18 protein-coding genes, 1 tRNA gene and 1 other annotated feature are annotated in these 18424 nt (G+C 42.7%); of the genes, 18 read left to right on the forward strand and 1 reads right to left on the reverse strand.

All coding sequences use genetic code 11. The annotated features are described in order from the left end of the window. The first annotated feature begins 40 nt into the window (after positions 1-40). Positions 41-1441 carry a glycosyltransferase family protein gene (locus K1I43_RS04100; RefSeq protein WP_019416746.1) on the forward strand — a complete coding sequence of 467 codons (1401 nt, stop codon included), beginning with the start codon at positions 41-43 and terminating at the stop codon, positions 1439-1441. Continuing rightward, complete coding sequence (gene uvrC / locus K1I43_RS04105; RefSeq protein WP_026011510.1) at positions 1434-3215, forward strand: excinuclease ABC subunit UvrC; 1782 nt, start codon at positions 1434-1436, stop codon at positions 3213-3215. The genes K1I43_RS04100 and uvrC overlap by 8 nt, the downstream gene beginning before the upstream one ends. A 3-nt stretch (positions 3216-3218) precedes the next feature. On the opposite strand, the gene K1I43_RS04110 is transcribed toward uvrC, so the two are convergent. Then, positions 3219-3656 (reverse strand): YslB family protein, encoded by a 438-nt coding sequence (locus tag K1I43_RS04110; RefSeq protein WP_009361790.1) that lies wholly within the window; start codon positions 3654-3656, stop codon positions 3219-3221. Positions 3657-3941: 285 nt separating this feature from the next. On the opposite strand from K1I43_RS04110, the gene K1I43_RS04115 reads away from it, so the two are divergent. From K1I43_RS04115 to K1I43_RS04190, 16 genes are all read left to right on the forward strand, one after another. Then, positions 3942-4550, forward strand: a complete 609-nt coding sequence (locus K1I43_RS04115; RefSeq protein WP_019416748.1) for a succinate dehydrogenase cytochrome b558 subunit — start codon at positions 3942-3944, stop codon at positions 4548-4550. A gap of 27 nt (positions 4551-4577) precedes the next feature. Beyond that, positions 4578-6338 (forward strand): succinate dehydrogenase flavoprotein subunit, encoded by a 1761-nt coding sequence (sdhA, locus tag K1I43_RS04120; RefSeq protein ID WP_009361788.1) that lies wholly within the window; start codon positions 4578-4580, stop codon positions 6336-6338. Beyond that, positions 6335-7096: a succinate dehydrogenase iron-sulfur subunit gene (gene sdhB, locus K1I43_RS04125; RefSeq protein WP_009361787.1), complete on the forward strand. Its 762-nt coding sequence runs from the start codon at positions 6335-6337 to the stop codon at positions 7094-7096. The genes sdhA and sdhB overlap by 4 nt, the downstream gene beginning before the upstream one ends. A 76-nt stretch (positions 7097-7172) precedes the next feature. After that, complete coding sequence (locus K1I43_RS04130; RefSeq protein ID WP_019416749.1) at positions 7173-7622, forward strand: acyl-CoA thioesterase; 450 nt, start codon at positions 7173-7175, stop codon at positions 7620-7622. A gap of 80 nt (positions 7623-7702) precedes the next feature. Next, entirely contained in the window at positions 7703-7918 is a 216-nt protein-coding gene (locus K1I43_RS04135) for a helix-turn-helix domain-containing protein (RefSeq protein ID WP_032100525.1), read from the forward strand. A 110-nt stretch (positions 7919-8028) separates the two neighbouring features. Next, positions 8029-8826: a glutamate racemase gene (gene racE / locus K1I43_RS04140; RefSeq protein WP_009361785.1), complete on the forward strand. Its 798-nt coding sequence runs from the start codon at positions 8029-8031 to the stop codon at positions 8824-8826. A gap of 90 nt (positions 8827-8916) precedes the next feature. Then, positions 8917-9963, forward strand: coding sequence for a GerMN domain-containing protein (locus K1I43_RS04145; protein WP_009361784.1), 1047 nt, complete (start codon positions 8917-8919; stop codon positions 9961-9963). A 93-nt stretch (positions 9964-10056) separates the two neighbouring features. Next, positions 10057-10824, forward strand: a complete 768-nt coding sequence (gene rph, locus K1I43_RS04150; RefSeq protein WP_009361783.1) for a ribonuclease PH — start codon at positions 10057-10059, stop codon at positions 10822-10824. Further along, on the forward strand, positions 10821-11432 hold the full coding sequence (locus tag K1I43_RS04155; protein WP_009361782.1) for an XTP/dITP diphosphatase: 612 nt from the start codon (positions 10821-10823) through the stop codon (positions 11430-11432). Before rph ends, K1I43_RS04155 begins: the two co-directional genes overlap by 4 nt. Next, on the forward strand, positions 11429-11941 hold the full coding sequence (locus K1I43_RS04160; protein ID WP_009361781.1) for a metallophosphoesterase family protein: 513 nt from the start codon (positions 11429-11431) through the stop codon (positions 11939-11941). The genes K1I43_RS04155 and K1I43_RS04160 overlap by 4 nt, the downstream gene beginning before the upstream one ends. Positions 11942-12021: 80 nt before the next feature. After that, positions 12022-12095, forward strand: a tRNA-Arg gene (locus K1I43_RS04165). Between the two features lie 267 nt (positions 12096-12362). Next, complete coding sequence (ilvE, locus tag K1I43_RS04170; protein ID WP_009361780.1) at positions 12363-13265, forward strand: branched-chain-amino-acid transaminase; 903 nt, start codon at positions 12363-12365, stop codon at positions 13263-13265. Between the two features lie 12 nt (positions 13266-13277). Further along, positions 13278-13532, forward strand: a binding site (T-box leader). A gap of 66 nt (positions 13533-13598) precedes the next feature. Next, on the forward strand, positions 13599-15317 hold the full coding sequence (ilvB, locus tag K1I43_RS04175; protein ID WP_009361779.1) for an acetolactate synthase large subunit: 1719 nt from the start codon (positions 13599-13601) through the stop codon (positions 15315-15317). Beyond that, entirely contained in the window at positions 15314-15832 is a 519-nt protein-coding gene (gene ilvN, locus K1I43_RS04180) for an acetolactate synthase small subunit (RefSeq protein ID WP_026011511.1), read from the forward strand. The genes ilvB and ilvN overlap by 4 nt, the downstream gene beginning before the upstream one ends. A gap of 20 nt (positions 15833-15852) precedes the next feature. After that, positions 15853-16878 carry a ketol-acid reductoisomerase gene (gene ilvC, locus K1I43_RS04185; RefSeq protein WP_019416753.1) on the forward strand — a complete coding sequence of 342 codons (1026 nt, stop codon included), beginning with the start codon at positions 15853-15855 and terminating at the stop codon, positions 16876-16878. Then, positions 16865-18409 carry a 2-isopropylmalate synthase gene (locus K1I43_RS04190; protein ID WP_019416754.1) on the forward strand — a complete coding sequence of 515 codons (1545 nt, stop codon included), beginning with the start codon at positions 16865-16867 and terminating at the stop codon, positions 18407-18409. The genes ilvC and K1I43_RS04190 overlap by 14 nt, the downstream gene beginning before the upstream one ends. The last annotated feature ends 15 nt before the right edge of the window (positions 18410-18424 follow it).

Below are 18424 nucleotides of genomic sequence, written 5' to 3' on the forward strand. Positions count from 1 at the left end.
CAGGGGGAGCCTTGTACTTTTTTACTTAGGAGGGTTTATTGTGCGAATCGTTTCAATCATCGTGCTGTTTACCGTATGCGTATCGTATTTCGTCTATGCCAGCCCGTTTGCAGCAACGTGGGATGAAGTGGACTTTGCACTCGCGCTTGATCGATACGATTTACTTGCGATGCAACCACATTTTCCAGGATACCCGTATTTTATTTTTGGTGGCATGCTTATTCATTCGTTTGTTCACAATGCTGCCAAAGCGCTTGCGATTTGGAACGGATTACTCATGATGAGTGCGACAATTCCTATTTATTTGCTTGCCAAAGCATACGTGGAAAAAAAGTATGCGCTCTTCATGACAGCACTCGTCCAATCGCTTAGCTATGTCATGTTAATTGTTTCACAACCGATGTCGGAGGGGAGTGCTCTCGCTCTTTTATGGTGGTATGTGTGGAGTTTAGAACGGGCGCTTCGCTCGGACCGTGTTCACGTGCAATGGCTACCGTTATTATTATTTAGCATCATGCTTGGTATTCGATTATCATACATTCCTTTTGGCGTTGGTATATTATATGTTTGGTGGAAGCGGAGGTATCGTTTAAAACAGCTTCTGTTATACAGTTTGGCAGCGGTTGCGTTTCAATTCATTTGGATCAGTGCAGTGGCTGCAACAGAAGGAGAAGGTTTTTGGCAGCTTGCATTTTCGTTTGTAACAGGGCATTTTACACAATGGGGAGGAACGGTTTCAACGGATGAAGCGCCGTTTTGGCAGCGAGCATATATGCTTATTTTTTATAATATCATTTGGACAGGCATGGCAAAGCAGTCTGTATGGCTACTTAGTTGTTTTGTTATTTTGTTTTTGATGACGTGGAAGCATATATTTCTTCCGAATTTATATCGTTTGCTTTTATTGACGTATTTTCTTTGGGCGCTATTTGCGCAAAATATTGAAAAGCCAAGGCATATATTGCCGATTGTCATCATCGTTTCATTCTTTTTGTTCACAAGTGCCCTTCAGTCGACATCGCGCCTTCGCCTGACGGTTATGCTCGCTTTACTCGTTTCTCAAACGGTAATCGGCATCCAAGGGGTAAACCATCAAGCGACACAGTTGCCAGCGACGTATCAGTTGGCGTATGATTTTGAACAGAAAGAACAACCGTTTATTTTATTTACGTGGGAAGAGACGCGTGTTCTTGAGTATTTACGTGTTTCTTTTCCTCATGAACGTGTGTTTTCATTTCATGTTTTTCAACGTGACAAAGCCGCATTTTCACATGCGAAAGTGTATGTGACTGATCATGTCGTCAAAGGGTTTCAAGCGCAAGGGATAGACGTTCGTCCATATATTCGCCCGATTCGGACGTATGAATCGAGCTTATTATCTGATCCTGTATATGGGCGCATCACAGTATATGAATGGCGAGAGGAGGGAAACCGTGAATGAGCGATTAAAAGAAAAGTTAGCGATTTTGCCCGATCAGCCGGGTTGCTATTTAATGAAAGATGCACACGGAACGGTCATTTACGTTGGAAAAGCGAAAGTGTTGAAAAATCGTGTTCGATCTTATTTTACAGGCACACATGACGGAAAAACACTTCGCTTAGTGAATGAAATTGCTGATTTTGAATATATCGTGACATCTTCCGATTTAGAAGCGCTCATTTTAGAAATGAACTTAATAAAAAAATACGATCCGAAATATAACGTCATGTTAAAAGATGATAAAAGCTATCCCTTTATTAAAATTACTGGGGAAACGCATCCGCGTCTGATCATTACGCGCACGGTGAAAAAAGATAAAGGGAAATATTTCGGCCCGTATCCAAACGCCCAAGCGGCACATGAAACGAAAAAATTGCTCGATCGTTTATATCCGTTAAGAAAATGTGAGAAAATGCCGAAAAAAGTTTGCTTATATTATCATATGGGACAATGTTTAGGTCCTTGTGAATATGACGTATCGGAGGAAGAAAATAAACAAATTGTTGAACAAATTACGCGGTTTTTAAACGGCGGCTATAAAGAAGTCAAAGAGAAATTGACAGAAAAGATGATGGAAGCAGCGGAACAGTTACAGTTTGAGCGGGCGAAAGAATACCGCGACCAAATTTCGTATATTGAAACATTAATGGAAAAACAAAAAATGATTTTACATGATTTTGTTGACCGCGACATTTTTGGATATGCGTACGATAAAGGATGGATGTGCGTACAAGTATTTTTTATTCGCCAAGGGAAGCTCATCGAACGAAACGTGTCGATGTTTCCGCTGTACCAAGAGCCGGAAGAAGAGTTTTTAACGTTTTTAGGTCAATTTTACAGTAAACATTATCATTTAAAGCCACGCGAAGTCGTATTGCCCCGAGAAATCGATGGAGAAATGGCGGCGAAATTGCTCGATGTCAACGTCACACAGCCGAAAAGCGGAAAAAAGAAAGAACTTGTTGATTTAGCTTGTAAAAATGCGCACATTGCGCTGCAAGAAAAGTTCTTTTTAATTGAACGTGACGAAGAACGAACGATTCGCGCGGTTGAACGGCTAGGTGAAGCGCTCGGGATTCCGACGCCTCATCGCATCGAGGCGTTTGATAACTCAAACATTCAAGGAACAGACGCTGTTGCTGCGATGGTTGTATTTATTGACGGAAAGCCGGAAAAAAAAGAATATCGTAAATATAAAATAAAAACGGTGCAAGGGGCAGATGATTACGAGTCGATGCGCGAAGTCATTCGCCGACGCTATACTCGTGTATTACGCGAACGTTTACCGCTCCCTCATCTCATTGTTGTCGATGGAGGAAAAGGGCAAATACAAGCCGCAAAAGAAGTGTTAGAATGCGAACTTGGGTTATCGATTCCGATCGCTGGGTTAGTGAAAGATGAGAAACACCGAACGTCCCATTTCCTTTTTGGTGATCCACCGAGCATCGTTTCATTAGAGAAAAATAGTCAAGAGTTTTATTTGCTGCAACGCATTCAAGAAGAAGTGCATCGGTTTGCGATTACATTTCATCGGCAAGTTCGTTCAAAATCTGCGTTTCATTCCATTCTCGATCAAATTCCAGGGGTTGGGGCAAAAAGGAAACAAGCGTTATTGCAACATTTCGGATCGATTAAAAAAATGAAAGAAGCGACTGTTGAACAAATACAAGAAGCAAACATTCCAAAACACGTCGCCCAAAAAATTCATGAAACGCTTCAAACGTACGAAAGCTGACCATCATCGGTCAGCTTCATCTTTTCGATCCCATTTGACTGTGAATAAAACGGTTTTGGCGCGTCGTTTTTGTTGTTCAAACGCTTCTGTGACATATCCTTTTTGTTGCTCAAACTGTTGGGCAAGAAAGCCCGCTTCAAGTTGAAATGTACAATCTTCACTATAATCGAACCGCATCGCAACGAGCGGTCCTTCTAATTGAAGTTCACATTGATCTTTTTTTTCTTCAAGCAGCGATAAATTTCCCCAACCCGCTTGTTCAAAAAAAGCAATGACATCATCGATTGTAGCTAGCGGGTATTTTCTCGCTAAATCTTTTCCTGCCCAATATAAAATAAATGGAGTTTCTTTCCCGAATAAATTTGGCAACAATTCTTTCCGAAATAAAAAGTCGCTAAAAGCAGAAATGTTCATTTGTTTCCACTGTTCATGCCCGCTCACGTTCAATTCCCCTCTCTATTTTTTCATTATAGCGCACAACAATGTGAAAAACAGTATTGACTTTTCTTTTATTTCGGACTTCACTAGAGGTATAGTTGTTTTAAAATTTTAAATGATTGAACATTTCGTGAACACCTTTTCTTGACGCTCCTACATTCTGGGAGTACAATGAATGTGACAATGATCAATGGAAATGGAAGTGTTTACACTTCTATTGTTCATTGTCTAGTAGATGCGGATGGGAGCTCATAGAAAAGGAAAATGACAATTTAAGGGGGGTTATGTATGGCACAAAATCGAGAGTTTTTTTATCGTCGACTCCATTCATTGCTCGGAGTCATTCCAGTTGGGCTGTTTTTAACACAGCATTTAGTTGTTAACCATTTTGCAACAAGAGGAGCAGATGCATTTAACAAGGCGGCCGCTTTTATGGAGCAGTTACCGTTTCGGTACTTCTTAGAAATTTTCATTATTTTTCTTCCGCTATTATTCCATGCCATCTATGGGCTATATATCGCATTTACGGCACAAAACAATGTCAGTCGTTACGGATATTTTCGTAACTGGATGTTTATGTTGCAACGCTTAACGGGGATTATTACGCTCATTTTCGTCGTCTGGCACGTATGGGAAACGCGCGTTCAAGCCGCATTTGGTGCGGAAGTGAACTATGACATGATGGCGAACATCGTTGCGAACCCGTTTATGCTTGCATTTTATATTGTTGGAATCGTTTCTGCGGTATTTCACTTTGCAAATGGGCTATGGTCGTTTTTCGTTAGCTGGGGTATTACAGTGACTCCTCGTTCACAACAAATTTCTACATACGTGACAATGGGGATTTTTGTCGCGCTTTCGATCGTTGGTATACGCGCGATTTTAGCATTCGTTTAATCCACAACATTGAAGGAGTGAGGAGACATGAGTAAAGGAAAAATTATCGTTGTTGGTGGGGGGCTTGCCGGCTTAATGGCAACAATTAAAATTGCCGAAGCAGGCGTAAAAGTAGATTTATTTTCATTAGTTCCTGTGAAGCGGTCTCACTCTGTTTGTGCACAAGGTGGCATTAACGGTGCGGTCAATACAAAAGGAGAAGGGGACTCTCCGTGGGAACACTTCGATGATACAGTATATGGTGGGGACTTTTTAGCTGACCAACCTCCAGTAAAAGCGATGTGTGAAGCGGCCCCAGGCATTATTCATTTGCTTGATCGCATGGGTGTGATGTTCAACCGTACGCCAGAGGGATTGCTTGATTTCCGTCGCTTTGGTGGAACGCAGCATCACCGTACTGCATATGCAGGGGCAACGACAGGACAGCAGCTTCTTTACGCGCTTGATGAACAAGTGCGCCGTCACGAAGTCGCTGGTTTAGTGACAAAATATGAAGGTTGGGAGTTTTTAGGTGCTGTTTTAGATGATGAGCAAGTATGTCGCGGAATTGTCGCACAAAACTTGACAACGATGGAGATTAAAGCATTCCCAGCAGATGCGGTCATCATGGCAACAGGTGGTCCAGGGATCATTTTCGGGAAGTCAACAAACTCTATCATTAATACAGGTTCAGCAGCATCAATTGTTTATCAACAAGGTGCGTATTATGCAAACGGAGAGTTTATCCAAATTCATCCGACAGCTATTCCGGGCGATGATAAGCTTCGTTTAATGAGTGAGTCAGCGCGCGGAGAAGGTGGACGAGTTTGGACGTATAAAGACGGAAAACCTTGGTATTTCTTAGAAGAAAAATATCCTGCTTACGGAAATCTCGTTCCGCGCGATATTGCGACGCGTGAAATTTTCCATGTATGTGTCGACTTAAAGCTCGGTATTAACGGCGAGAACATGGTGTATTTAGATTTATCGCATAAAGATCCGAAAGAACTCGATATTAAGCTAGGCGGTATTATTGAAATTTATGAAAAGTTTATGGGTGAAGACCCAAGAAAAGTGCCGATGAAAATATTCCCAGCTGTTCACTACTCAATGGGTGGATTATGGGTTGATTATGATCAAATGACAAACATTAAAGGATTGTTTGCGGCAGGCGAATGTGACTATTCGATGCACGGAGCAAACCGTCTCGGTGCGAACTCGTTATTATCAGCGATTTATGGCGGAATGGTAGCTGGTCCAAAAGCAGTTGAATATATGAAAGGGCTTGAAAAATCAGCAGATGCGATGCCTTCTTCTTTATATGAACGCTATTTAAAACAAGAAGAAGAAAAATGGGCGCAAATTATGGCGATGGATGGCACAGAAAACGCCTACGTCTTGCATAAAGAGCTTGGCGAATGGATGACAGATAACGTCACGGTCGTTCGTTATAACGATAAATTATTAAAAACAGATGAAAAAATTCAAGAATTGCTTGAGCGTTATAAAAACATTAACATTAATGACACGGCAAAATGGAGCAACCAAGGTGCGTCGTTCACACGTCAGCTTTACAACATGTTGCAGTTAGCTCGCGTCATCACGCTTGGCGCTTATAACCGTAACGAAAGCCGTGGAGCGCATTATAAACCAGAGTTTCCTGAGCGAAACGATGAAGAATGGTTAAAAACAACGATGGCAAGCTTCACGCCAGATGGTCCATCATTCCATTATCGCGAAGTGGATACATCACTCATTAAACCGCGCAAGCGCGACTACACGAAAAAGAAAGGGGAAGTGAAATCATGAGCGAAAATAAAACGATTCGGATTATTGTCACAAGACAAGATCGTCCGGATACAGCCCCTTACGAAGAAGAGTTTGTCATTCCGTATCGTCCGAATATGAACATTATTTCGGCGCTCATGGAAATTCGGCGCAATCCGGTCAATGCGAAAGGAGAAAAAACGACGCCTGTTGCTTGGGAAATGAACTGTTTAGAAGAAGTGTGTGGCGCTTGTTCGATGGTGATTAACGGCAAGCCGCGTCAATCATGTACAGCTCTTGTTGATCAGCTTGAGCAGCCAATTCGTTTAGAACCGATGCGCACGTTCCCGGTCATTCGCGACTTGCAAGTTGACCGTAGCCGCATGTTTGATTCTTTGAAAAAAGTAAAAGCATGGATTCCAATTGACGGAACGTACGATTTAGGTCCAGGGCCGCGCATGCCAGAACGCAAGCGGCAATGGGCATATGAATTATCTAAATGCATGACGTGTGGCGTATGTTTAGAAGCTTGTCCAAACGTCAACAGTAAATCAAACTTTATCGGTCCGGCACCGCTTTCGCAAGTGCGCTTATTTAACGCACATCCAACAGGGGCGATGCATAAAGCAGAGCGGCTTGAAGCGATTATGGGTGATGGAGGACTAGCAAACTGCGGAAATTCACAAAACTGCGTGCAATCTTGCCCGAAAGGCATTCCGCTCACAACGTCTATTGCGGCATTGAACCGCGCAGCAACGATTCAAATGTTCCGCAATTTCTTCGGTAGCGATGAAGTGTAACAAAAAGGTCGACTCTTTAAGAGTCGACCTTATGTTTCTGATGTTAGCTAAACTTGTATAGAGGGGGAGAGGGAAGATGAAAATCTCTTATATTGACGATATGAAAGAATGGGAGCAACGTTTTTCTTTTTTTCATCCGGTGCGTGTTCGCTTTTCGGAAACAGATATGTTTGGCCATTTAAACAATACGGTTCCTTTTGTATATTTTGAAGAAGCGCGCATTGCATTTTTTGAACATCTCGGCTTTATGAATGATTGGTTAGGGAAAGAGCATGATGCCATTCCGGTAGTGGCGAATTTACAATGCGACTTTTTGCAACAAGTATATTTTGGTGAGCAGCTACATATCGGTGTAAAAGTCGCACACATCGGCAATTCTTCTGTCGATTTACATTACGTTGGAAAAAAACAAGATGGAGCGATTGCATTTACAGGGCGTGGGACGATGGTGCAAATGTCAAAAACGACAGGAAAAGGAGTCGCTTGGGACGAACGTGCGCGTGCGCGATTAGCTGAAAATATGTAACCGTTATAGCCCTTCTTGCATACGATATGTTGACTAAATATATACCCATCCGTTTCGGTCTGGTAAAAGCAAGGAGGGTTATCCACTTGAATCAGAAGCCGCTGCTCACAAAAAGAGAACGAGAAGTATTCGAACTGTTGTTGCAAGACAAGACGACGAAAGAAATTGCTAGTGAACTGTTCATTAGCGAAAAAACAGTTCGTAACCACATTTCGAATGCAATGCAAAAGCTTGGGGTAAAGGGGCGCTCACAAGCTGTCGTTGAATTGCTTCGAATGGGAGAACTTGAACTATAAAGAGAACCGGCTCGCCTTTTCATTTCAGGCAAGCCGGTTTTCTATTGATTTGATGTGTGTTATAATGAAAGATGTTTTGTCATACATCAACAAAGAATGAGGCGAATACATTGGAAAGACCGATTGGAGTTATTGATTCAGGCGTTGGTGGATTAACTGTTGCCAGAGAAATGATGCGCCAACTACCAAAAGAACAAATTGTATATTTAGGAGATACGGCACGCTGTCCGTACGGACCGAGACCACGGGAAGAAATTCGACAATTTACATGGGAAATGACGAACTATTTACTAGGATATGACATAAAAATGCTCGTTATTGCATGTAACACAGCAACCGCTGTCGCACTAGAAGAAATTCGCGATACGCTCAACATTCCCGTGATCGGTGTCATTCATCCTGGCGCTCGTACCGCATTAAAAATTACAAAAAACTATCATATCGGTGTCATCGGCACAATCGGAACGGTGAAAAGCGGGGCTTATGAGCAAGCACTCAAATCCATTAATAGTGATGTAACAGTAGAAAGTTTAGCTTGTCCAAAGTTTGTTCCTTTAGTTGAAAGCGGACAGTTTGAAGGAGAAGAAGCAAAACAAATTGTTGCCGAATCGCTTGAACCGTTAAAAGATCGACCGATTGATACGCTCATTTTAGGCTGTACACATTATCCGCTTTTAAGTCCGCTGATTCAACAATATATGGGGGATCACGTCAAACTTATTTGTTCTGGCGATGAAACAGCACGGGAAGTGAGCACGATTTTGCATCATAGCCATTTGCTTTATACGGGGAATAAACGCCCGAAGCATATATTTTTAACGACCGGCTCGAAAGAAATGTTTCAACAAATTGCCTCGAAATGGTTCGGTCATCCCATTGAACATGTCGAGACGATTCAATTATCTTAAAATCCTTCGCATATGCCGAAGGATTTTTTGTTCTACTTTTTTAGACGGCTCGTATACATAGTAGTACAAACCGTGTGAGGAGGGGAGTCCATGCGCCGTGCGTGGGTCGTTGTAACAATGTTTGTTTTTATTCTTTCAGGATGTGGGCTGTTTGGAGGTGAAAAAGCAACAAAAGAGATTGATCCACCAAAAGATGTAACGTATATAGAAGATGAGCAAGCGTTGCAAGAAAAAGAAGCAGCAGAAAAAGAACAAGCGACAGAAACCGTTCAACGCGAATTGTATTTAATTGATAAAAACGGCTTTGTCGTTCCACAAACGTTTGCCTTACCAAAAACAAACGCCGCCGCAAAACAAGTGCTTGAATATTTAGTGGAAAATGGTCCAATCTCAGAGCTGTTGCCAAACGGATTTCGGGCCGTTCTTCCAGCTGACACGCAAGTATTAAGCGTCAATTTAAAGCAAGATGGCACGCTTGTCATTGATTTTTCAAAAGAATTTGCTAATTATCGCCCAGAAGATGAAAAGCGAATTTTACAAGCGATCACATGGACAGTGACGCAATTTGATAATGTGAAACGTGTGAAAATTCGCATGAACGGTCATGATCAAAACGTCATGCCGGTCAACGGAACACCAATTAGCGATGAACTGAGCAGAGATGACGGAATTAATATTGAAACGAATGGCGTTGTAGACATTACGAATACGCATCCGGTCATCGTCTACTTTTTAGCACAAGACGGGAAACAAACGTATTATGTACCGGTAACAAGACGCGTACCGAATAGCGAACAAGATGAGTTAGCAGCAGTTGTGAATGAGCTGATTAAAGGACCAAGCTACGGTTCTGGGTTATTAAGCGACTTTCAAGCAGATGCGAAACTGTTAGAAGCGCCAAAATATGAAGATGGGAAAGTGACGTTAAACTTTAACGAAGCGATTTATGGCAGCGCGGAGAAAAACGTTGTTTCGACGCATGTGCTCAATTGTTTAGTGTTGTCGTTAACAGAACAGCCAGGAGTGGAGAGCGTGGCTATTACCGTAAACGGAAAAGCACAATTAGTTGATGAAAGTGGAAAACCGTTATCAGAACCGGTAACAAGGCCGCAAAATGTGAACACAGGTAGTTTTTGAAACCAATTTTTTGCTATACTATATAAAGATTCATCGTCGAGAGGCAGTGTTCCTGCCTCTTATTTCGTGAACATACATTGAGGAGGATTTTTTGTGAGAGTAGATGGTAGAACAAACGAAGAGCTTCGTCCCGTACATATTGAACCGAACTATTTAAAACATCCAGAAGGCTCAGTGCTCATTGCCATTGGCGATACGAAAGTCATTTGTACAGCAAGCATTGAAGATAAAGTTCCACCGTTTATGCGCGGGGGTGGAAAGGGATGGATTACTGCGGAGTATGCGATGATTCCGCGCGCGACAGAGCAACGAAACATTCGCGAAGCAAGTAAAGGAAAGTTGTCAGGGCGAACGATGGAAATTCAACGGCTCATTGGCCGAGCGCTTCGTTCTGTTGTTGATTTGCAAAAATTAGGGGAAAAAACAATTTGGATTGATTGTGATGTCATTCAAGCAGACGGTGGAACGCGCACAGCGTCAATTACAGGGGCATTTGTCGCCATGACGTTGGCACTCGGAAAAATGGTCGAAGAAAAAAAATTGCCGGCGCTACCGATTACAGATTTTTTAGCTGCTACATCAGTCGGAATCGATGAAGAGCATGGCATTATTTTAGATTTAAATTACGTTGAAGATTCAAAAGCGCATGTCGATATGAATATTGTCATGACAGGATCGGGGCGCTTTGTTGAAATTCAAGGAACAGGGGAAGAAGCGACATTTTCATATGAGCAGTTGCTCGATTTATTAACGGTTGCTGAAAAAGGCATTCATGAGCTTATTGCTCGACAAAAAGAAGCGCTCGGTTCTCTTGCGGAACAAATTATGCAACATCGTTCGGAAGGGGAAGAAGCAAAGTGAAGCGAATGATCATTGCTACAAAAAACAAAGGAAAAGTAGCCGAGTTTCAACAATTGTTTGCGAAAAAAGGAATCGACGTTCGTTCGCTTCTGGATTACGATGACATACCCGATGTTGAAGAAACGGGAACGACGTTTGCAGAGAATGCGATATTAAAAGCCACGACGATTGCGAATATGCTTCATGAAATCGTCATTGCAGATGATTCTGGTTTAATCGTTGATGCGCTAAACGGTGAGCCGGGCGTATACTCGGCTCGCTACGCTGGGGAAGGAAAAAACGATCAAGCAAACATGGAAAAAGTGCTTACAAAGTTACAAGGTGTGCCTTTTGAACAACGAACCGCCCGTTTTCATTGCACGTTAGCTGTTGCAAAACCGAATGGGGAAACAGCGACCGTAGACGGTGTGTGCGAAGGATATATTACAGAAAAGCCAATAGGTGAAAACGGTTTTGGGTACGACCCGATTTTTTACGTTCCTGAAAAACAACGGACGATGGCCCAATTAACAAAAGAGGAGAAAAATGAAATAAGCCATCGGGCAAAGGCGTTACAACATCTTTTGGGCATATGGGACAAGCTGTTTGAAAAGGGGAATGAGTCGTGAACGTATTAATCATAAGCGATAGCCACGGATTAACAACTGAATTACAAACAATCGTTTCACGTCATAAACAACATGTCGATGCAATCATTCATTGCGGTGACTCGGAGTTAACGAGCGATCATGAAGCGTTGCAACATATGCTTGTTGTGCGAGGAAATTGCGACCATGAACGTCGTTTTCCAACCGATCTTGTTGAAGAAGTGAACGGTGTTCGCTTTTTCATTACACATGGTCATTTGTACAACGTCAAAATGACGCTCATGAACCTATATTATAAAGCAAAAGAAGTCGGAGCACGCATCGTTTGCTTCGGTCACTCGCACATTGCAGGATGTGAACAAATCGATGACGTCCTTTTCATTAATCCAGGAAGCATTTATTTACCGCGCCTGCGTCGTGAAAAAACATATGCCATGCTACATATAGACGAAACAAACACAACCGTACATTTTTACAACATTGACGGGCAGCTCCTTCATGATGTAACGGGCATATACAAAACACAATAGGGGCAAGAAAATTCCGCCGCCCCTATTGACTTTTTTCATAAACATCATTACAATAACAATTGTCCAAACCAAGATCATATGTCCCAGTAGCTCAGCTGGATAGAGCAACGGCCTTCTAAGCCGTCGGTCGGGAGTTCGAATCTCTCCTGGGACGCTAACACAGTCCTCTTGCGTACGCAAGAGGACTTTTTTTATTAGTCAAAAAATGTTCAAAATTTTTTATCCCCTTTCTTTTCCTTGATATATCAATTATGTAAGCGGATACATAACATTTTAACTAATCTAAATAATCAAAAAATTCAATGAAATAGTATTGACTCTTTTGGTAAATGGTCGTATGATAATTTTCAAATAAATCTAACAAAAGTCGCACTCAACATAAGAAGCAGGAGACGGCGAACAGGGGAAGAGGGGAAAAACATTGAGTGAACAGTGGATTTTTCTGAACGATGAATTTGTCACAAAAGAAAATGCAAAAATCTCTGTATACGATCACGGTTTTCTTTATGGGGATGGGGTGTTTGAAGGCATTCGCGTGTATAGCGGCAACGTGTTTCGTATGAAAGAACATATTGATCGCTTATACAATTCAGCGAAATCCATTTTATTAAACATTCCGTACACAAAAGAAGAATTAACAAATATTATCGTCCAGACGGTGCAAAAAAACGGCTTTGAGGACGCTTATATTCGCGTAGTTGTGTCGCGCGGTGTCGGTGACCTCGGACTTGATCCATACAAATGTCCAAAGCCGCAAGTGGTCGTCATCGTTGAACCGTTGGCGATCTTCCCAAAACATTTATATGAAACGGGCATCGAAGTCGTTACGGTAGCAACGAGACGAAATCGACCAGATGTACTAAGTCCAAAAGTAAAATCGTTAAACTACTTAAACAACGTATTAGTACGAATTGAAGCGCATTTAGCAAACGTCAGCGAAGCGCTCATGCTTAACGACCAAGGATATGTCGCTGAAGGCTCAGCAGATAACGTGTTTATCGTCAAAAATGGCGTGTTATATACACCACCAGGATATGTCGGGGCACTTGAAGGCATTACGCGCGATGCGATCATGGACATCGCCAAAGACCTCGGTTATGTCGTTAAAGAAGAACCGTTCACTCGTCATGATGTGTACACAGCAGACGAAGTATTTTTAACAGGAACCGCAGCAGAAGTCATTGCGGTCGTCAAAGTCGATGGTCGTGTCATTGGTGACGGTGTACCGGGTGAACATACGAAACGGTTGTTAGAAGAGTTTCGTAAACGAGTTGTTTCTGAAGGTGTAAAAGTATATGCTACACAAAATGTGAATGCAGGATAACAAGTAAATAAGAGAAAAGCGTTGAAGAGGATAAGTAGCTAGCGGGTTAGGCATCTACAGAGAGCCGGGGAAGCTGAAAACCGGTGATGTCTCCGCTAGTGAACTCCCCTCCGAGCGCCGTCCTGAACGATTTCTAGTAGGGACGGACGGGTGCACGTCACTCGTTATTAAAACGAGCGCTGCGACGATTGTCGCGTGCTCCTGAGGTGGCTTTGCCACGAAGAAGGGTGGTACCGCGGAAAGGATGCAAGCCTTTTCGCCCCTTTGGTCCACGTGGACCGATGGAGGGGTGAGAAGGCTTTTTTTATTTCACATTTTTTTAGGGGTGAAAAAATGGCAGCGAATATGAAAGTGAAAGAAAGAGTAGCAAAAAAGCAAACGTTGTGTGGAGCGCTCATGTTAATTGAGGCGCTCAAAGCAGAAAACGTAAAAGTCATTTTCGGTTATCCGGGAGGTGCTGTGTTACCGATTTACGACAAGCTTTATGAGTCAGGCGTATTCCACGTGCTAACACGTCATGAACAAGGCGCTATTCATGCAGCGGAAGGATATGCCCGCATTTCAGGAAAACCTGGTGTCGTCATTGCCACGTCTGGACCGGGTGCCACAAATATCGTGACCGGTTTAACAGATGCAATGATGGACTCTATTCCGCTCGTCGTCTTTACAGGGCAAGTGGCATCAAATGTCATCGGTTCAGATGCCTTCCAAGAAGCGGATGTGTTAGGAATTACAATGCCTATTACAAAACATAGTTACCAAGTACGCGACATACACGAGCTGCCAAAAATCATTAAAGAAGCATTTCATATTGCGACGACTGGGCGCCCAGGCCCTGTATTAATCGATATTCCGAAAGATATGGCCGTCGCTGAAGCGGAGTTTGATTACGAACAAGATGTACAGTTGCCAGGTTATCAGCCGACAACAAAACCGAACCATTTGCAAATTCGCAAGCTTGTTGAAGCAGTTAGTCAAGCAAAGCGCCCGGTCATTTTAGCGGGAGCAGGTGTTCTCCATGCGAATGCCCATGAACAGTTAAAACAATATGCTGAACAACAAAATATTCCTGTCATTCATACCCTTTTAGGGCTTGGTGGTTTTCCTGCCGATCATCCACTATTTCTCGGGATGGCAGGAATGCACGGAACGTACACAGCAAACATGGCTCTGTATGAGTGTGATTTGCTCATTAATGTCGGCGCACGATTCGATGATCGGGTGACTGGAAATTTAGCGCATTTCGCACCAAAAGCAACGGTCGCTCATATCGATATTGATCCAGCGGAAATTGGAAAAAATGTACCAACAAAAATTCCAATCGTTGGTGATGCAAAAGAAGCACTCATTCAATTAATTGAACAAAACGGAAAGCGACCAGATGTATCAGAGTGGCTTAACAAGTTAAACGAATGGAAACGTGAATATCCGCTCATGTACAAACGCGAACCGGGTGTACTCAAACCACAACGTCTCATTGAAATGATTCACGAATATACAAACGGTGAAGCGGTTGTGACGACAGATGTAGGTCAACATCAAATGTGGGTCGCTCAATATTATAAATTTAAGCAACCACATCGTTGGGTTACATCCGGTGGGCTTGGAACGATGGGATTCGGCTTGCCAGCGGCAATTGGTGCTCAATTGGCGCAACCAGAAGCGACGGTTGTAGCGATCGTTGGTGACGGTGGGTTTCAAATGACATTACAAGAGCTATCGGTTATTCAAGAGTTGAATTTGCCAATTAAAATTGTCATCGTTAACAATCAAGCGCTCGGCATGGTGCGTCAATGGCAAGAAATCTTTTATGAAAAACGATATTCTCATTCTCTCATTCCGAATCAACCGGATTTCGTTCGGTTAGCGGAAGCATACGGCATGAAAGCGATGCGCGCAACGACGGAAGAAGAAGCAGAATACGTATTGAAAGAAGCGTTTGCGACAAATGCCCCGGTTTTACTTGATTTTCATGTTCATCCAGGGGAAAACGTATATCCGATGGTGGCACCTGGAAAAGGGCTACATGAGATGGTGGGGGTGAAATGGTGAAGCGAATTATTACAATGACAGTAAACAACCGTCCAGGTGTATTAAATCGCATTACAGGTTTGTTTACGAAGCGACATTACAACATTGAAAGCATTACAGTTGGCCATACAGAAACAGAAGGCGTTTCACGTATGACGTTTGTCGTCAATGTAGATGATGAACGCATTGCTGAACAAATTACAAAGCAATTAAACAAACAAATTGATGTGTTAAAAGTTGTAGATATTACTGATCAAGCGATTATCGTTCGAGAACTTGCTTTAATTAAAGTGGCGGTTACAGCGGCGACGCGCGGTGAAATTTATACATTAATTGAACCGTTTCGTGCAGCGATTGTCGATGTGGCGCGCGATAGTCTTGTCGTTCAAGTAACAGGTGAGCCAGAAAAAATTGATGCGATCATCGACTTATTAAAGCCATACGGATTAAAGGAAGTCGCAAGAACAGGAACAACAGCGTTTCCGCGCGGTTCACAACGCGCAGCATCAACAAATAAATCACTATTCATCATTTAAATTAAGGAGAGGATTTTATTATGGTAAAAGTATATTACAATGGCGATGCAAATGAAGCTTACATTCAAGGAAAGAAAGTAGCGATTATCGGATACGGATCTCAAGGTCATGCCCATGCGCAAAACCTTCGCGATAGCGGCGTTGATGTGATCATTGGGTTGAGAAAAGGTAAATCATGGGAAAAAGCGGAACAAGATGGATTTGTCGTCTTGCCAGTGGATGAAGCGACAAAGCAAGCTGATATTGTAATGATTTTACTTCCAGATGAACATCAGCCGAAAGTATATAAAGAAGAAATTGCACCAAACTTACAGCCGGGCAATGCCCTCGTGTTTGCACACGGGTTTAATATTCATTTTAACCAAATTGTCCCACCAAGCGACGTGGATGTCTTTTTAGTTGCACCGAAGGGACCAGGCCATTTAGTTCGTCGCACATATACAGAAGGAGCAGGTGTGCCAGCGTTAATTGCTGTATATCAAAATGTAAGCGGCGAAGCGAAAGAAACAGCGCTTGCGTATGCAAAAGCGATCGGATCCGCTCGAGCAGGTGTAATTGAAACGACGTTTAAAGAAGAAACAGAAACAGATTTATTTGGCGAACAAGCGGTTCTTTGTGGCGGGTTGACTGCTCTTGTCAAAGCAGGATTTGAAACGCTCGTTGAAGCCGGATATCAACCGGAAATTGCATATTTCGAATGTTTGCATGAGTTAAAACTTATTGTTGATTTAATGTACGAAGGCGGTTTAGCAGGCATGCGCTATTCTATTTCTGATACAGCACAATGGGGTGACTTTGTTACAGGTCCACGCATCATTAACGATGCGGTAAAAGCAGAAATGAAAAAAGTGCTCGAAGACATTCAAACAGGGAAGTTTGCAAAAGGTTGGATTTTAGAAAATCAAGCGCATCGTCCAGAGTTTAACGCGATTAACCGTCGCGAAAACGAGCATTTAATTGAAGTCGTTGGCCGCGAATTACGTAAAATGATGCCGTTTGTCAACGCTAAACAGAAAGATGTGGTGACGGTCGGTGCGAAAAATTAACATTTTTGATACGACGTTGCGTGACGGAGAGCAGTCTGCGGGCGTCAATTTAAACTTGCATGAAAAGCTAGAAATTGCTCGGCAGTTAGAACGCCTCGGTGTAGATATCATCGAGGCGGGATTCCCTGCCGCATCAAAAGGTGATTTCCAAGCCGTTCAAGCGATCGCTCAAACCGTTCGCAACTGTTCGGTTACAGGTCTTTCTCGCTCTGTTCAGTCAGACATTGATGCGGCGTGGGAGGCGCTAAAAGATGGGGCGGAACCACGATTACACGTATTTATCGCCACGTCACCTATTCATATGCAATATAAATTGCGCATGACACCAGAACAAGTGATTGAAACAGCTGTTGAGTCTGTTCGTTACGCGAAAAAATATTTTCCGATTGTACAATGGTCAGCAGAAGATGCATGTCGAAGCGATCTTCCGTTTCTTGCAACAATTATTGAACGAGTGATCGAAGCAGGAGCGAACGTCATTAATATTCCAGATACAGTCGGCTACATTACACCGAAACAATATGGCGACATATTCTCTTTTTTAAAGAAAAATGTTCGGAATATTGAAAAAATTAGTTTGTCTGCTCATTGTCACGATGACTTAGGAATGGCCGTCGCAAATTCGCTTGCGGCTATTGAAGCGGGAGCGACACAAATTGAAGGAACGATTAATGGCATTGGCGAGAGAGCAGGAAACGCGGCAATTGAAGAAGTGGCGGTCGCGCTTTATATTCGCAAAGATTACTACCAAGCTGAGACGCGCTTGAACTTGCAAGAGATTAAACGAACGAGCAACCTCGTAAGCAAGTTAACAGGAATGATTGTCCCTCCAAATAAAGCGATCGTTGGTAAAAACGCTTTTGCCCATGAATCAGGCATTCATCAAGATGGAGTGTTAAAAGAAAAAACAACGTATGAAATTATATCTCCGCAACTTGTTGGCGTGCAATCGAATTCGATGGTGCTCGGAAAACATTCGGGACGCCATGCGTTTCGCACACGCATTCAAGAGCTTGGTTATTCGTTAACAGAAGAAGAAGTGAATCGTTTATTTGTTCGTTTTAAAGATTTAGCAGATAAAAAGAAAGATATTACCGATGATGATTTAATCGCCCTTATTTTAGATGAAAAGCTAGATACGTATAAAAACTTTTATCAATTATGTTCGATTCAAATGCAGTACGGGACAAATCAAATTCCAACAGCAGTTGTCGTGTTGAAAGATGGAGAAGGAAACGACATTCAAGAAGCAGCAACGGGGGCTGGTAGCGTCGAGGCGCTATATAACGCTTTAGAAAAAGCGCTGCAATTGCCGGTGACGTTGCTTGACTATCGCATTGAATCCGTTGGAAGCGGACGTGATGCTTTAGCGCAAGTATATGTGAAAGTATCGCTCGATGGTAAAGAAGCAAGCGGGCGTGGAACGGCACAAGATGTGCTGGAAGCATCAGCAAAAGCATATATTCACGCCGTCAATCGCATGTTTGTCATTGAAAAAATGAAAGAAGAACAAGCGCTTGCCGCGCAATAATAAAGGGGGATGTTT

The sequence above is a fragment of the Anoxybacillus sp. ST70 genome, assembly GCF_019553625.1.
GTDB lineage: Bacteria > Bacillota > Bacilli > Bacillales > Anoxybacillaceae > Anoxybacillus > Anoxybacillus gonensis.

Bases quoted from the DNA above. Each gene is read 5' to 3' on its own strand.
- K1I43_RS04115 (WP_019416748.1), top strand. From the start codon at position 3,942: ATGGCACAAAATCGAGAGTTTTTTTATCGTCGACTCCATTCATTGCTC.
- sdhA (WP_009361788.1), top strand. From the start codon at position 4,578: ATGAGTAAAGGAAAAATTATCGTTGTTGGTGGGGGGCTTGCCGGCTTA.
- sdhB (WP_009361787.1), top strand. From the start codon at position 6,335: ATGAGCGAAAATAAAACGATTCGGATTATTGTCACAAGACAAGATCGT.
- K1I43_RS04130 (WP_019416749.1), top strand. From the start codon at position 7,173: ATGAAAATCTCTTATATTGACGATATGAAAGAATGGGAGCAACGTTTT.
- K1I43_RS04145 (WP_009361784.1), top strand. From the start codon at position 8,917: ATGCGCCGTGCGTGGGTCGTTGTAACAATGTTTGTTTTTATTCTTTCA.
- ilvB (WP_009361779.1), top strand. From the start codon at position 13,599: ATGGCAGCGAATATGAAAGTGAAAGAAAGAGTAGCAAAAAAGCAAACG.
- ilvC (WP_019416753.1), top strand. From the start codon at position 15,853: ATGGTAAAAGTATATTACAATGGCGATGCAAATGAAGCTTACATTCAA.